Origin of the sequence: Aeromonas sp. OTU364, from assembly GCF_038440395.1 — a bacterium.
Classification (GTDB): Bacteria; Pseudomonadota; Gammaproteobacteria; order Enterobacterales; family Aeromonadaceae; genus Aeromonas.
In genome coordinates this window covers 25,391-38,916 of the sequence record NZ_JASATR010000014.1, presented here as the reverse complement: position 1 = coordinate 38,916, position 13,526 = coordinate 25,391, and the positions used below count along the sequence as shown (strand labels likewise).

The following is a 13,526-nucleotide window of genomic DNA, read 5'->3' as shown; positions in this document are numbered from 1 at the left end:
CACGGGAGGCCTTTGGAGGGACGGACAGGGGAGGCGGAGAGAGCTTAGATGATCCGCTTGAGCAGGATATGGGCCCTGACCCTGTGGATCCTGGCAAGCAGCTTGCGCACCTGCTCGGGGTAATCCTTGATCTGCTCGATCTGATCGAAGTGGCTGATGCGACGGGTATGGGCCAGGATGCAGTCGCGCTCCTCCTGGAAGCGCTCGCGCAGATGGTGGTGGCGGTCATGGACCAGCAGGCCGTTCTCCAGATCCAGAGCCCAGGCGCGGGGATTGAGGTTGTTGCCGGTGAGCAGGGCCCACTCCTGGTCCACGAAGATCCCCTTGAGGTGATAGGAGTTCTTGTCGCAGCACCAGAGCATCAGGTTGAGACGGCCGCTGTCGATGTGGTGCTGGTTGCGCTCGGCAAACTTGCGCAGGTTGGTCTCGTAGAGATAGGGCAGGCCGCCTATGGTGGAGAACTTCTCCTCCGGCGGGATGAAGAAGTCGTTGGCTGTCTTGTCGCCCACCACTATGGTCACCTTGCAGCCGCGCTTGAGCAGGGCTTCCACGTCCTTGTTCAACTCCTTGGGGGGGTTGAAGTAAGGGGTGCAGATGAAGATCTCCCGCTCGGTGGCTCGCACCAGATTGCGGATCATCCGGTTGAGCTGGTTGCCGCGCTTGCCCAGGCCCACCATGGGGGTGATGGCGATCTCCTGGCTGTTGGCCGGTATGCTCTCGAATCGGTACTGGCTGGTGCGCAGGTTGTGCTTGAAGCGGCGGATCTGCCCCTTGAGCTGCTTGGCACCCGGGATGCCGGGGCGATCCAGCCGCTGCACGGCCTCGCTCTTGAGGAAGACGTCATCCACGTAGTTGACCATGCTGCGGGTCAGGGCCTGGCTGTGGATCTGGTGATAGCGATCGAAGCGGTAGCGCTCCTGCTGGTGCAGGTAGATGTCGTTGAGGCTGGCACCCGAGTAGAGCAGGATGTCGTCGAAGATGAAGCCCTTGAGGTGCAGGACGCCGAGCAGCTCGCGGCCCTTGACCGGCACGCCGTAGATCTCGATCTGGTGTTCATGGCGGGCGGCCATGGTCTGATACATCAGGTGGTTGCCCCCCTGCTTGCCCTTGCCGATCAGGCCGCGCTGGGCACGGTGGAAGTCGACGAAGACCTTGATGTCGAGGGCGGGGTTGCGCTGCTTGGCGGCGTAGAGGGCAGAGAGGATCTCCCGTCCCGCCTCGTCATCCTGCAGGTAGAGGGCGATCAGATAGATACGCTGGGTCGCGCCCGCGATGAGCGAGAGGATACGGCTCTTGAAATCCTTGGCGCTGTTGAGTACCTGGAACTGATCTGCGGCAACCGCGATCTGGGGTAAACGTGCCAGCAACTGTCGATAATGTGCCGATGAATGCATAGAGAAGCCTGAAATCACGGGATGAAGCGTTCCACTCGGGGCGATGAATAGGCAATTCTAGCAATCTGTGGCGACGGGCCCAAGCAAGAATCCGTAAAAATGTCGATGGAACGCCATATCGGGGCCGCCGGATGGGGCCCCGATATGGGGGAGTTAGAAGACGATGCTTGCCATGGCAACGATGAGGAAGGCGATGGTACCGAGCAGTGTCTCCATCACGGTCCAGGTCTTGAGGGTGGTCTTCTCGTCCATGTTGAGGAAGCGGCTGACCAGCCAGAAACCGGAGTCGTTGAAGTGGGAGAGCACGGTCGCCCCACCGGCGATGGCGATGACGATGAAGGTCAGGTCCAGATCGCTCAGCCCGGCCGTGGCCGCGACCGTCGGCGCCATCAGGGCGGCCGTGGTGGTCAGGGCCACTGTGGCAGACCCCTGGGCCACCCGCAGGGCGGTGGAGACCAGGAAGGCGGCCAGGATCACCGGCATGCCGGTGTCGGAGAGCACGTCGGCCAGGGCCGTGCCGATGCCGCTGGCACGCAGCACGCCGCCGAACATGCCACCGGCACCCGTTACCAGGATGACGGCGCAGACCGGGGCCAGGGCGTCGTTGCAGAACTTCTCGAGCTGCACCTTGCCCTGGGTCTGACGGAACAGCCAGAGGGCATAGAGCACTGTGATGAGCAGGGCCACCGGGGTCTTGCCGACCATGCGCAGCACGTTGACCCAGTCCGCACCCTTGTCGATGACACCCATGACGCCCAGGGTGTTGAGACCGGTATCCATGAAGATGAGCACCAGCGGCAGCAGCAGGATGGAGATCACCTGGCCAAAGCTCGGCGCCTTGTCGGAGAGTCGCTCCGCGGTCTCGGTGAAGCTCGGGGGCAGGGGCAGCTCAAACTTCTTGCCGGACCAGAGCCCGAACAGATAGGCACCCAGGTACCAGGTCGGCAGCGCGACCAGCAGACCCACGACGGTGAGCAGCCCAATGTTGGCGCCCAGCAGTTCGCTGGCGGCCACCGGGCCCGGGTGCGGCGGCAGGAAGGCGTGCATCACCGCGAAGGCACCGGCGGAGGGCAGGGCATATTTGAGGACTGAGCCGCCGAACTGCTTGGCCACGCTGAAGATGATGGGCAGCATGACGATGAGGCCGGCATCGAAGAAGATAGGGAAGCCGAACAGCAGGGAGGCGATCCCTAGCGCGAAGGGGGCGCGGTGGGAGCCGAAGCGGTTGATCAGGGTGTCGGCAAGCACCTTGGCGCCCCCCGTCATCTCCAGGATCCTGCCTATCATGGCCCCGAGGCCAACCAGCAGCGCGACCGAGGCCAGGGTGCCGCCGAAACCGGTCAGCATGGTGGGGATCACCTGGTCATAGGTGACCCCGGTGGCCAGGGCCGTCAGCATGCTGACCAGGGTCAATGCCACGAAGGCATGTACCTTGAATCGCATGATCAGCACCAGCAGCATGACGATAGCGCCAGCGGCTACCGAGAGCAGGTAGGCGACATCGGGTGTGTTCATCGCTCCGTCCATAAAATGTCCTCAAATGGTTCTAGTAGTTGTTCTGCACATTTCTGTGCTCCACTTCACATTGCGCAACGTTACCGGTAACATGTTACCGGTAACGTGCTAACTTAGAACCCATCAGGTAAACGTTTTTTGAAAAGTGAGAGAGAGGTCAAATAATGGCGGGCAAGAGCATTATCGTGATGGGTGTGTGTGGCAGTGGCAAGTCCAGCATAGGCCTCAAGGTGGCCAGCGCCCTGGGCGCCAAGTTCATCGACGGTGATGATCTGCACCCCCGCGCCAACATCCAGAAGATGGCGGGCGGCAACCCTCTCAACGACGAAGACAGGGCGCCCTGGCTGGAGCGGATCCGCGATGCGGCCTACAGCCTGGAGCAGAAGAACGAGCTGGGCGTCATCGTCTGCTCGGCCCTCAAGAAGCAGTACCGCGACCAGATCCGCGAGGGCAACGAATCGGTGCACTTCCTGTTTCTGGACGGCAGCCAGTCCCTCATTCTCGACCGGATGCGGGCACGCCAGGGCCACTTCATGCGGGAAGGCATGGTAAAGAGTCAGTTTGAGACCCTGGAGCGGCCGGATGGCGAGGCCGGTGTGTTTCGCGTCGACATAGACGGCACCTTCGAGCAGGTGGTCGACCGCGCCGTCACCGCCCTGGCGCAGGTGCAATGAGCCATTTCGCGCGCCCGGCCCCGGTCGATCGCGCCCGTATTTCCGTGTTGGAGACAATCCTATGACCCATCCCGTGATCACCGAGGTGACCAACCGCATCCGCGAGCGCAGTGTCGCCCGCCGCCAGGCCTTCCTGGCCCGCATCCAGCGCCAGGCCGAGCAGGGCAAGACCCGCGCCTCCCTCTCCTGCGGCAACCTGGCCCACGCCGTGGCCGCCTCCAGCTGTGACGACAAGGGGCGCATCCTCGACATGACCCGCGCCAACGTGGCCATAGTCACCGCCTACAACGACATGCTGAGCGCCCATCAGCCCTATCAGGGCTACCCGGACATCATCAAGGGGGCGCTGGCCGGACTCGGCCACAGCGCCCAGGTCGCCGGCGGCGTGCCCGCCATGTGCGACGGCGTGACCCAGGGCCAGCCGGGGATGGACATGTCCCTGTTCTCCCGGGATCTCATCGCCCAGGCCACCGCGGTCTCCCTCTCCCACAACACCTTCGACGCCACCCTGCTGCTCGGCATCTGTGACAAGATAGCCCCGGGCCAGATCATGGGGGCCCTCTCCCACGCCCACCTGCCCACCGCCTTCGTGCCCGCCGGCCCCATGGCGAGCGGCATAGGCAACGACGAGAAGGTGAAGGTGCGCCAGCAGTACGCCGCCGGCGAAGTGGGCCGCGATGCTCTGCTGAAGATGGAGTGCGGCGCCTACCATTCGGCTGGCACCTGTACCTTCTACGGCACCGCCAACACCAACCAGCTGGTGTTCGAGGCCATGGGGCTGATGCTGCCGGGCTCCGCCTTCGTCCACCCCCACAGCGAGCTGCGCCACGCCCTCACCGAGGAGGCGGCCCGTCGTATCAGCGCCATGATCCCGGGCTCCCCGGCCTACCGCCCCCTGAGCCAGGTGCTGGACGAGCGCGCCCTGGTCAACGGCCTGGTGGCCCTGCTCGCCTCCGGCGGCAGCACCAACCACAGCATCCACATGGTGGCGCTGGCCCGCGCCGCCGGCCTGGAGCTGACCTGGGACGACTTGAGCGACCTCTCCGACGTGGTGCCGCTCTTGGTGCGCATGTACCCGAACGGCCCGGCGGACGTGAACGCCTTCGAGCAGGCGGGGGCCGTGCCTGGCCTGATGCGCCGGCTGGCGGAGGCGGACCTGATCCACCTGGATGCCACCCCGGTGTTTGGCGAGATGCAGGATTACCTCAGCCGCCCCGCGCTGGTGGAGGGCAAGCTGGTGTGGCAGCCGGTGGGGGAGAGCACGGATCCGAGCGTGTTGTCCGTCGCTGGCAGCGTGTTCCAGGCCACCGGCGGCACCAAGCTGCTCAGTGGTAACCTGGGCCGCGCCGTGGTCAAGGTCTCGGCGGTCGCCCCCGAGTATCGTGTCATCGAAGCGCCGGCCCGGGTCTTCTCCTCCCAGCATGCGGTGGAGGCGGCCTACAAGGCCGGTGAGCTGAACCAGGACGCCGTCATCGTGGTGCGCCACAATGGTCCGGCGGCCAACGGCATGCCGGAGCTGCACAAGCTGATGCCGGTGCTCGGAAACCTGCAGAAGGCGGGTCACAAGGTGGCTCTGGTCACCGACGGCCGTCTCTCCGGCGCCTCCGGCAAGATCCCGGCCGCCATCCACGTCACCCCGGAAGCGCTGCACGGCGGGGCCATAGGCCTGCTTGTCGATGGCGATCTGCTGCGGGTGGACGCGGTGACCGGCAGCCTCGACTGCCTGACCGATTTGAGCGGCCGCACCCAGGCCGAGATCGACCTCACTCTGGAACAAGAGGGGTGGGGCCGTGAACTGTTCAGCGTGATGCGTCGCGCGGTATCGAGCGCCGAGTGCGGCGCCACCATCTTTGACTGAGGAAGAGCTATGCAGAACTGGAAAGTGACCCCTGCCGAGGTGTTTGCCGCCTCCCCCCTGGTGCCCGTGATGGTCATCAACGACCTGGAGCAGGCCCTGCCGATGGCCAAGGCGCTGCTCGACGGTGGCATCTCTGTGTTCGAGATCACCCTGCGCACCCCGGTGGCCCTCGATGCCATCGCCCTGATCGCCAAGGCGATGCCGGATGCCATGGTCGGTGCCGGTACCGTGCTCAACTGCGCGCAGTTTGACGCCGCCGTCGCCGCCGGTGCTCGCTTCGTCATCTCCCCGGGGATGACCCCGGCCCTGTTGACCCATGCGGCCAACAGCACTGCGCCGCTGATCCCGGGCGTCGCCACGCCGTCCGAGGTGATGCAGGCGCTGGAAGCGGGCTACGACCATCTGAAGTTCTTCCCGGCCGAAGCGAACGGCGGCACCAAGGCGCTGGCCGCCATTGCCGCGCCGCTGCCCCAGGTACGGTTCTGCCCCACCGGCGGTATCGGCCCGAAAAACGTCGCCGACTACCTGGCGCTCAAGTGCGTGGCCACCGTCGGCGGCTCCTGGATGCTGCCGGCCGATGCGGTCAAGAGCGGCAACTGGGAGGAGGTGACCCGCCTCTCCCGGGAAGCGGTTGAAATGGTTAAACGCTAAGTGCCTATCGTTTAGATAAATTGAACAGGCCACCCTTGGGTGGCCTGTTGTTTTTCCGGCTCCGGGAGGCCGGAAGGCCATTTACACTGAGCCGTCGGCTGGCTTAAGGTCGGGGGCCTGTCCTCCACGCTGTCGCCCCTTATGAGCTTTCTTCATCACGCCTACCCGCTAGGGCACCTCACCGCGCTGCACAGCCACCCCCAGGCCCAGTACTGCTACCTGCACCAGGGGGGCGGCGTCATCACAGGCTGCGACGGCGGCGGCTTGCTGGTGGCCGGCCAGCTCTGCCTGATCCCCGCCGGCTGGGCACACGAGTTTCGCGTGCTGCGCCACTCCCGCCTCTCGCTGCTCTACACCCCGCAATCGGCATCTACCACTTTCAGTCAGTTGCAGGTGAGCCCAATGCTGGCGGGTCTCTTCGCCCGTCTGCCCGAGCTGGAGGAGGGGGAGACGCGGGATGCCTATCTGAAGGTGCTGCGCCACGAGCTGGCACTCGCCCCCCCGCTGGCGGGGCAGATCCCCCTGGCCGCGGATCTGGATCCGCGCCTGCTGCGAGTGCTGGAGAGGCTGTGTCAGGCCCCCTCCGTCAAGGTGACGCTGGAGGCACTGGCGGTCGATTGCGGCGCCTCGGTGCGCACCCTCAATCGCCTCTTTGCCCGGCAGCTGGGGTGCAGTTTCCGCCAGTGGCGGGAGCGGGTGCTGATGGGGCGGGCCCGTCAGTTGCAGCATCAGGGGATGGCGCCTGCCGAGATTGCCGGGATCCTCGGCTATGAGGATCCCGACGCCTTCTCGGCGGCCCTGACGCGGGTGATGGGCCGCGGCTCAGCGCCGTGAGCCTATGTCTGCGTCCTCCTTGCCCCCCGCCAGCAGGCAGGTGACCTCCTCGGTGTGACAGAGCCGGCCCTCGCGAAAGGTGAAGAGGCCGCTCACCTTGCAGGCCAGGGTGCCGCCATCCTGGCGGGTGGCTCGAACCAGGTGGGTGGAATGGACCCGCTCCCCCAGCTCCAGGGTGGCGACAAACTCGATGGTGGCCTCGGCCAGATGGCTTCTCAAGGCGGCGATATGCTGGCGAAAGGCGGCGTAGTCGAGGGTCTCGCCATTCACCTGCTGGCAGTAGTCCGGGCTGAACCAGGCGTCGAGCTCGGCCAGGGTGAAGCCGGGATCGCAGATGACACGCTGCAGGCAGGTCTTCAATCGTTCGGTGTGGTTCATCTTCTGCTCCTGAATGTGGGACAAGCTGCGCCAGCATAAGTCAGTGAGCAGGGAGGATCCCGGGAGGACGCGCCATCATGGCGGCCACAGGCGCCAAGGTGGCGCCGGGGGATGAAGGAGCGGGATCAGCCCAGGCTCTCCCCCTCATAGAGGGAGAAGCCCATGTCCTTGCGGTGCTCGGCCTGGGGTTGCCCATTGAGCCTGGCCAGCAGCATGGCGGCCGCCTCGCGGCCGATGGCCTCGCGCGGGGTGCTGATGCTGGCGAGCTTGGGGGTCATGGCGTGGCCGATGTCGAGGGCGTTGCAGCCGGCGATGGCGATCTGCTGGGGCACGGGTATCCACCTGGCCTGGCACTGCAGCAGGGCACCGACCGCCACGTCGTCGTTGGTGCAGAACAGACCGTCGAGATCGGGATAGCGGGCCATGGCCTGCTCCAGCAGCTGGCCACCCAGGGTGAAGCTGGAGGACTGCTCGGTCAGCAGGTGCTGGCCATCCAGGCCGAAGTCCGCCATCGCCTGGTAGTAGCCCTCCATCCGCAGCTGGGTACGCACGTCGAGGCGCGCCCCCAGGTAGACCACCTTGCGCCGTCCCCGGCGCAGCATCTCTGTTACCATGGCCCGGGCGGCGGCCCGGTGATCCATGCCCACCACCATGTCGATGGGGGAGAGCGGCAAGTCCATGGTCTCCACCACCGGAATGCCGGCGGTGGCGATCATCTTGCGGGTGCGATCCGTGTGCTGGGTATCGGCGAGGATGAGACCATCCACGTTGTAGGAGAGCAGGGAGGCGACCTGCTCCTCCTCCCGCTCCGGGCTGTAGCCGTAGTGGGCGAGCAGGGTCTGGTAGCCGGCGGGCCGGGTCACCGCCTCTATGCCGTGGATCACCGCCGAGAAGACCTGGTTGGAGAGGGAGGGGATCAGTATGCCGATCGCCTTGCTGGTGGCGTTGGAGAGCATGTCCGGTGCCCGGTTCGGGATATAGCCGAGCTCCTCCACCGCCGCGGCGATCCGTTCACGGGTGCCTTCGGCCACGGCGGACGGGTCACGCAGGTAGCGGCTGACGGTCATCTTGGTGACCCCGGTCAGGTCGGCGATGTCCTGCAGGGTGGGGCGGCGCTTGCGGGTGTCGTTCATCTCGGGGTCCGGCAAAGAATGTTACAGGTAACATTACCGTTTTTGCGCAACAAAGTCAGCATATGACGCCATGACAGGAGAGGCTGGGGATGATCAAGGGCAAGTGCTTCGAGGGGAAAAGGTTCGAGCAGCAGGAGGTGGAGGGGGAGCAGTTCTCGGAGTGCCGCTTCGTCGACTGCAACTTCTCCTGGCTGGATCTGAGCGATAGCCGCTTCATCGATTGCAGCTTCTATGAGCGGGAGCGCGAGCTCGGCTGCCTGTTGCAGGGCTGCGATATGCGGGAGGCGAGCTTCCTGCGCTGCGATCTCACCCTGGCGGATCTTAGCCGCAGCCAGTGCCTGGGGCTGGAGATGCGCGACTGCCAGGCCATGGGCATCAACTTCGCCCACGCCAGCTTTGCCAACCAGATCACCGCCAAGAGCTACTTCTGCGAGGCCCATCTGACCGGCAACAATTTCAGCTACGCCAACTTCGACGGCTGCCTGCTGGAGAAGTGCGAGCTCGGCGGCAACCGCTGGCAGGGGGCCAGCCTGCTGGGGGCCTCATTGGCGGGATCCGATCTCAGCGGCTCCGAGTTTGGCCAGATCGACTGGACCAGCTTCAACCTGCAGGGCTGCGATCTGCGCCAGTGCGACCTGCCCGGGCTGGATCTGCGCCGGGTCAACCTGGACGGCGTGCAGATCAATGAAGAGCAGCAGCAGGGGCTGCTGGAGCAGATAGGGCTGGTGGTCTTCCCCTGAGCGGGGTGGAAAAGAGGTAAATTTTCATCAATGGGGGAGCGGTTGACCTGAGGGTATGCCGCCATTCGCTCCCTTCTCCCCTCGCGGGAGAAGGGCTGGGGATGAGGGGGCGCTGGCTCAGCGTCTGGCCAGCCACTTGGTCGGGTTGATCGCCTCACCCTGATAGCGGATCTCGAAGTAGAGGCCGGAGCGCTCCTGTCCGCCGCTGTCGCCGACCAGGGCCACGGGTTCCCCCTGCTCCACCTTCTGCCCCACCTGACGCAGCAGCGACTGGTTGTGGCCGTAGAGGCTCATGTAGCCGCGGCCATGGTCGATCACCAGCAGCATGCCGAAGCCGTCCAGCCAGTCCGCATAGACCACCTGGCCCGGTGCCACCGCCTTGACCTGGGTTCCCTCGCTTGCGCCTATCAGGGTGCCCTTCCACTTGAGCTCGGCGGTGCGCGGCGAGCCGTAGGAGATGAGGATGGGGCCCTGCACCGGCCAGCGCAGGTTGCCACCCGTGCTCAGACCGCCGTAGCCGTTGCTGCTCGCCTTGGCGCTGCTGCGCGCGGCGGCTTGCTGCTTCGCCACCCGGTTCTGCTGTTCGGTGACTCTCTGCTGCTCGGCGGCGAGCCTTTGCTGTTCGCCGGCCTGGCGCTGCTGGGCCGCGATCCGTTGCTGCTCGGCAATCCGCTTCTGCTCCGCGGCCAGGCGCTGGGCCTCCAGGCGGCGCTGGCGCTCCTGCTCGGCCTTGATCTTGGCGAGGCGCTCCCGCTCGGCCCGTTCGCGGCGTTCCTGCTCTTCCCGCTGGCGGCGCAGCTCTTCCAGCCGGGCCTTCAGGGCCTTCTCCGCCTTGACCAGCTTGGTGAGCTTCTGCTCGTCGTTTTGCACCGATTGCTGCAACTGGTTGCGCACCTTGGCCCGGCTCTGCTGGCTGGCCAGCAGGCTCTGGTGATGCTGCTGCTGTTCGCCGAGCAGGGTCTGCAGCCGGGTCTCGGTCTCTTTGGTGGCCAGCTGGTTTTTCGCCAGCTTGTTGCGGGTGGCGCGCAGGGCGTCTATGGCCTCGATGCGGGCCTTGTTGAGATAGTCGTAGTAATCGAGAGAGCGGCTCAGCTTGGCCGGATCCTGCTGGTTGAGCAGCAGCTTGAGGTAGTCGTGGTTGCCCGCCTGGAAGGCGCTTTCCGCCTGCTTGGCCAGCAACTGTTTCTGGTGTTTCGCTTGTTGTTCCAGCGCCAGCTTGTCCTGCTGCAGCTCGGCCAGCTTCTGCTGGTTCTGCTTCAGTTGCAGTCTGGTCTGATCCAGCTTGGCGGCGGCGGCCGAGATGGCCTGCTCGTCAGCCTTGAGCTGGGTGTTGAGCTTGGCAAGCTCCTGCTTGCTGAGCTTGAGGGTCTTCTGCTGTTCCTTGATCTCGGACTGCATGGCTCCCAGCTGCTGGTTCGCAGCCTGGGCCGTGCCGGCACCGCCGACCAGGCAAAAAAACAGCGCGCCGGCCAACAGGCCGACGCGACTGGTTTTCTGTGAAATAACTTCGCATCCCCGCATGGGGCAGGATTATTTCAGAATCATCAGGGGCTTGCCAGTCATTTCCGGCGGGACAGGCAGACCCATCAGAGTCAGCATGGTCGGGGCCAGATCGGACAGTTTGCCCCCTTCCAGCACCTCGGCCTTGCGACCGAAATAGATGAGGGGAACCGGCAGATTGGTGTGGGCGGTGTGCGCCTGACCAGTCTCTTCGTCCAGCATCTTCTCGGCGTTGCCGTGGTCGGCGGTGATCAGGCACTCGCCACCCACTTCGGCCAGGGCCTCGGTGACGCGACCGATGCAGTGATCAACGGCTTCGCAGGCCTTGACGGCCGCATCGAACACGCCGGTGTGGCCAACCATGTCGCCGTTCGGGTAGTTGCAGATGATGACGTCGTACTTGCCGCTCTTGATGGCACCGACCAGCTTGTCGGTCAGCTCTTCGGAGCTCATCTCCGGCTGCAGATCATAGGTGGCCACTTTCGGGCTGGCGACGATCTCGCGATCTTCGCCGGTGAAGCAGGACTCTTCGCCACCGTTGAAGAAGAAGGTGACGTGAGCGTACTTCTCGGTCTCGGAGATGCGCAGCTGGGTCTTGCCCTGCTTGGCCAGCCATTCACCCAGGGTGTTGACCAGGGCGGTGGGCGGGTAGGCGCAGGCAGTCTTGATGTCGGCCGCGTATTCGGTCAGCATCACGAAGTTCAGCGCCGGGGTGGCGGCGCGGGCGAAGCCGGTGAAGTCGCTGTCTACGAAGGCGCGGGTGATCTCGCGGGCACGGTCGGCACGGAAGTTCATGAAGATCAGCGCATCGCCATCTTCCATCGGTGCGGCGTCGCCGATGCGGGTGGCCTTGACGAACTCGTCGTTCTCGTCGCGGGCATAGGCGGCAGCCAGGGCTTCGGTGGCGCTGTCGGCGGTGAACTCGCCCTTGCCCTGGGTCATCAGGTCATAGGCCTGCTGCACGCGATCCCAGCGGTTGTCACGGTCCATGGCGAAGTAGCGGCCGATCATGGAGGCGAAACGACCCTTGCCCAGCTTGGCGAACAGGGCGTCGAACAGCTCGATGGAGGACTGGGCGGAGCGCGGCGGGACGTCGCGGCCATCCAGGAAGGCGTGGAAGTAGATCTTCTCGGCGCCACGCTTGGCGGCCATCTCGATCATGCCCATGATGTGCTCTTCGTGGCTGTGTACGCCACCCGGGGACATCAGGCCCATGATGTGCACGGCCTTGCCCTTGGTCACGGCGGCGTCAACAGCCTTGCCCAGCTCGACGTTCTGGAAGAAGTCGCCGTCCTGGATGTCCTTGGAGATGCGGGTCAGCTCCTGATAGACGATGCGACCGGCGCCGATGTTGACGTGGCCCACTTCGGAGTTGCCCATCTGGCCGTCCGGCAGACCCACATCCAGGCCGGAGCCGGAGATCAGGGTGCTGGTGTAGTCGCGGGCCAGGCGGTCCAGGTTCGGGGTCTTGGCGGCGGCAACGGCGTTGTGCTCTTGCTTGGTGCTGTAGCCCCAACCGTCCATGATGACCAGAACCAAAGGTTTCTTAGCTGTTGACATAAGACTATGTCCTCTCGGATAGGAATGAATTGCGGGAAGTGAAACTAGCGTAATATTACTACATCTGCCGAAATAGTCACCTGATAGCCAAGTCCTTCTCTAGCCTCGTTTTTTAACTGTTATCCCACTGTTTTCGGCATGTTACCGGCTTGTCTTTGTGCACGATTCTCCCCCTGGCGCCTCTCTCCCGAGGCGGGTGGCGGCCCCTTCCCCAAGGCGGTCTGGGGGCGGGCAATCCCTGATGGGAGCTTGCTCTCGCTTTGCCGCCAAGATGGCTGATCTTATCAAGGGCCCCATGTATACTCGGGCCCTTGTCTTGGTCCCTGGATAGTAGAAGATGCAAGAGTATTTGGATTTTGCGGCCCGCAACCCGCTGCTGACCGCAGCCTGGTTGGGCCTGGCAGGCACCCTGGTGTATACCACTGTGCGTGCTCGTTTTTCTCCGGTGAAGGCGGTGAACAATCACGGCGCCACCCTGCTGATCAACCGTGAAAATGCCACTGTGGTGGACATTCGCAGTCAGGATGAGTTTGCCAAGGGTCATCTGGCCGGCGCCCATCACCTGCCCCTCACCCAGATCCAGGCGAACAATCTGGGGCCGGTTGAAAAGCACAAAGATGCCCCCATCATAGTGGTGTGCGAGTCGGGGATGACCGCTGGTGGCGCGGGTCGCCAACTGAGCAAAGCCGGTTTCAAACAGGTATATGTGCTCAGCGGTGGCATGGCCCAATGGCGTGCAGATAATCTGCCGGTGACCAAAAAACGCTGATTTAAGGGCCTGCGCCCACTCATTTTCTTAAAAAGGAATCAAACGAAATGGCTGACGAAATCAACAACCAGGAAGTGCAACCGGAATTCCACATCCAGCGTGTCTACACCAAGGATGTCTCCTTCGAAGCCCCGAATACTCCGCACATCTTCCAGAAAGAGTGGCAGCCGGACGTCAAGCTGGACATGGACACCAAGACCAATGTCCTGGCTGACGGCGTGTACGAGGTCGTGCTGACCCTGACCGTGACCTGCAAGCTGGAAACCGAGACCGCCTTCCTGTGTGAAGTGCAGCAGGCCGGTATCTTCACCATCGGCAACCTGCCGGAGCCGCAGCTGGCACACTGCCTGGCCGCCTTCTGCCCGAACATCCTGTTCCCTTATGCCCGTGAAGCCGTGGCCAACCTGGTGAGCAAGGGTTCCTTCCCGCAGCTGAACCTGGCACCGGTCAACTTCGACGCCCTGTTTGCCCAGCACATGGCACAGGTTCAGGCCCAGCAGGCGACTGCGGAAGCCTGATA

At 64.2% G+C, this 13,526-nt stretch carries 13 protein-coding genes; 7 read left to right on the top strand and 6 right to left on the bottom strand.

Going from position 1 to position 13,526, the window contains the following annotated elements; genetic code table 11:
* Window positions 1-44: 44 nt before the first annotated feature.
* Together pssA and AAHB08_RS14275 are read right to left on the bottom strand one after the other, a co-directional pair.
* Complete coding sequence (gene pssA, locus AAHB08_RS14280) at window positions 45-1,394, bottom strand: CDP-diacylglycerol--serine O-phosphatidyltransferase (RefSeq protein WP_162519253.1); 1,350 nt, start codon at window positions 1,392-1,394, stop codon at window positions 45-47.
* A gap of 153 nt (window positions 1,395-1,547) precedes the next feature.
* Window positions 1,548-2,909: a GntP family permease gene (locus tag AAHB08_RS14275; protein WP_236661794.1), complete on the bottom strand. Its 1,362-nt coding sequence runs from the start codon at window positions 2,907-2,909 to the stop codon at window positions 1,548-1,550.
* 164 nt (window positions 2,910-3,073) lie between these two features.
* Here AAHB08_RS14275 and AAHB08_RS14270 point away from each other — a divergent pair, with 164 nt between their 5' ends.
* From AAHB08_RS14270 to AAHB08_RS14255, 4 genes are all read left to right on the top strand, one after another.
* Window positions 3,074-3,583: a gluconokinase gene (locus tag AAHB08_RS14270; protein WP_005328545.1), complete on the top strand. Its 510-nt coding sequence runs from the start codon at window positions 3,074-3,076 to the stop codon at window positions 3,581-3,583.
* Window positions 3,584-3,644: 61 nt separating this feature from the next.
* Window positions 3,645-5,441, top strand: coding sequence for a phosphogluconate dehydratase (edd, locus tag AAHB08_RS14265; protein ID WP_342059278.1), 1,797 nt, complete (start codon window positions 3,645-3,647; stop codon window positions 5,439-5,441).
* A 9-nt stretch (window positions 5,442-5,450) separates the two neighbouring features.
* On the top strand, window positions 5,451-6,092 hold the full coding sequence (locus AAHB08_RS14260) for a bifunctional 4-hydroxy-2-oxoglutarate aldolase/2-dehydro-3-deoxy-phosphogluconate aldolase (RefSeq protein ID WP_342059277.1): 642 nt from the start codon (window positions 5,451-5,453) through the stop codon (window positions 6,090-6,092).
* Between the two features lie 141 nt (window positions 6,093-6,233).
* Window positions 6,234-6,926 carry a helix-turn-helix domain-containing protein gene (locus tag AAHB08_RS14255; protein WP_342059276.1) on the top strand — a complete coding sequence of 231 codons (693 nt, stop codon included), beginning with the start codon at window positions 6,234-6,236 and terminating at the stop codon, window positions 6,924-6,926.
* Here AAHB08_RS14255 and AAHB08_RS14250 read toward each other — a convergent pair.
* Together AAHB08_RS14250 and AAHB08_RS14245 are read right to left on the bottom strand one after the other, a co-directional pair.
* Window positions 6,915-7,304, bottom strand: coding sequence for a nuclear transport factor 2 family protein (locus AAHB08_RS14250; protein WP_139437689.1), 390 nt, complete (start codon window positions 7,302-7,304; stop codon window positions 6,915-6,917). The genes AAHB08_RS14255 and AAHB08_RS14250 overlap by 12 nt on opposite strands.
* A gap of 125 nt (window positions 7,305-7,429) precedes the next feature.
* The gene (locus AAHB08_RS14245) at window positions 7,430-8,437 is read right to left on the bottom strand and encodes a substrate-binding domain-containing protein (protein ID WP_202047949.1); all 1,008 of its coding nucleotides are present in this window, start codon (window positions 8,435-8,437) and stop codon (window positions 7,430-7,432) included.
* Between the two features lie 89 nt (window positions 8,438-8,526).
* Here AAHB08_RS14245 and AAHB08_RS14240 point away from each other — a divergent pair, with 89 nt between their 5' ends.
* Window positions 8,527-9,177 (top strand): Qnr family pentapeptide repeat protein, encoded by a 651-nt coding sequence (locus AAHB08_RS14240; protein ID WP_342059275.1) that lies wholly within the window; start codon window positions 8,527-8,529, stop codon window positions 9,175-9,177.
* Window positions 9,178-9,294: 117 nt separating this feature from the next.
* Here the strand turns inward: AAHB08_RS14240 and AAHB08_RS14235 are convergent, their stop codons facing one another.
* Both AAHB08_RS14235 and gpmM read right to left on the bottom strand, forming a co-directional pair.
* On the bottom strand, window positions 9,295-10,698 hold the full coding sequence (locus AAHB08_RS14235; protein WP_202047951.1) for a peptidoglycan DD-metalloendopeptidase family protein: 1,404 nt from the start codon (window positions 10,696-10,698) through the stop codon (window positions 9,295-9,297).
* Between the two features lie 9 nt (window positions 10,699-10,707).
* Window positions 10,708-12,237, bottom strand: a complete 1,530-nt coding sequence (gene gpmM, locus AAHB08_RS14230; RefSeq protein ID WP_342059274.1) for a 2,3-bisphosphoglycerate-independent phosphoglycerate mutase — start codon at window positions 12,235-12,237, stop codon at window positions 10,708-10,710.
* A 337-nt stretch (window positions 12,238-12,574) separates the two neighbouring features.
* Between gpmM and AAHB08_RS14225 the strand changes: the two genes are divergently transcribed.
* Window positions 12,575-13,006 carry a rhodanese-like domain-containing protein gene (locus AAHB08_RS14225; protein WP_025325373.1) on the top strand — a complete coding sequence of 144 codons (432 nt, stop codon included), beginning with the start codon at window positions 12,575-12,577 and terminating at the stop codon, window positions 13,004-13,006.
* Window positions 13,007-13,053: 47 nt separating this feature from the next.
* Window positions 13,054-13,524, top strand: a complete 471-nt coding sequence (gene secB, locus AAHB08_RS14220) for a protein-export chaperone SecB (protein WP_005328525.1) — start codon at window positions 13,054-13,056, stop codon at window positions 13,522-13,524.
* Window positions 13,525-13,526: the final 2 nt, after the last annotated feature.

Bases quoted from the DNA above. Each gene is read 5' to 3' on its own strand.
- AAHB08_RS14275 (WP_236661794.1), bottom strand. From the start codon at position 2,909: ATGAACACACCCGATGTCGCCTACCTGCTCTCGGTAGCCGCTGGCGCT.
- AAHB08_RS14260 (WP_342059277.1), top strand. From the start codon at position 5,451: ATGCAGAACTGGAAAGTGACCCCTGCCGAGGTGTTTGCCGCCTCCCCC.
- AAHB08_RS14225 (WP_025325373.1), top strand. From the start codon at position 12,575: ATGCAAGAGTATTTGGATTTTGCGGCCCGCAACCCGCTGCTGACCGCA.
- AAHB08_RS14235 (WP_202047951.1), bottom strand. From the start codon at position 10,698: ATGCGGGGATGCGAAGTTATTTCACAGAAAACCAGTCGCGTCGGCCTG.
- secB (WP_005328525.1), top strand. From the start codon at position 13,054: ATGGCTGACGAAATCAACAACCAGGAAGTGCAACCGGAATTCCACATC.
- AAHB08_RS14245 (WP_202047949.1), bottom strand. From the start codon at position 8,437: ATGAACGACACCCGCAAGCGCCGCCCCACCCTGCAGGACATCGCCGAC.
- edd (WP_342059278.1), top strand. From the start codon at position 3,645: ATGACCCATCCCGTGATCACCGAGGTGACCAACCGCATCCGCGAGCGC.
- AAHB08_RS14250 (WP_139437689.1), bottom strand. From the start codon at position 7,304: ATGAACCACACCGAACGATTGAAGACCTGCCTGCAGCGTGTCATCTGC.
- pssA (WP_162519253.1), bottom strand. From the start codon at position 1,394: ATGCATTCATCGGCACATTATCGACAGTTGCTGGCACGTTTACCCCAG.
- AAHB08_RS14270 (WP_005328545.1), top strand. From the start codon at position 3,074: ATGGCGGGCAAGAGCATTATCGTGATGGGTGTGTGTGGCAGTGGCAAG.
- AAHB08_RS14255 (WP_342059276.1), top strand. From the start codon at position 6,234: ATGAGCTTTCTTCATCACGCCTACCCGCTAGGGCACCTCACCGCGCTG.
- AAHB08_RS14240 (WP_342059275.1), top strand. From the start codon at position 8,527: ATGATCAAGGGCAAGTGCTTCGAGGGGAAAAGGTTCGAGCAGCAGGAG.
- gpmM (WP_342059274.1), bottom strand. From the start codon at position 12,237: ATGTCAACAGCTAAGAAACCTTTGGTTCTGGTCATCATGGACGGTTGG.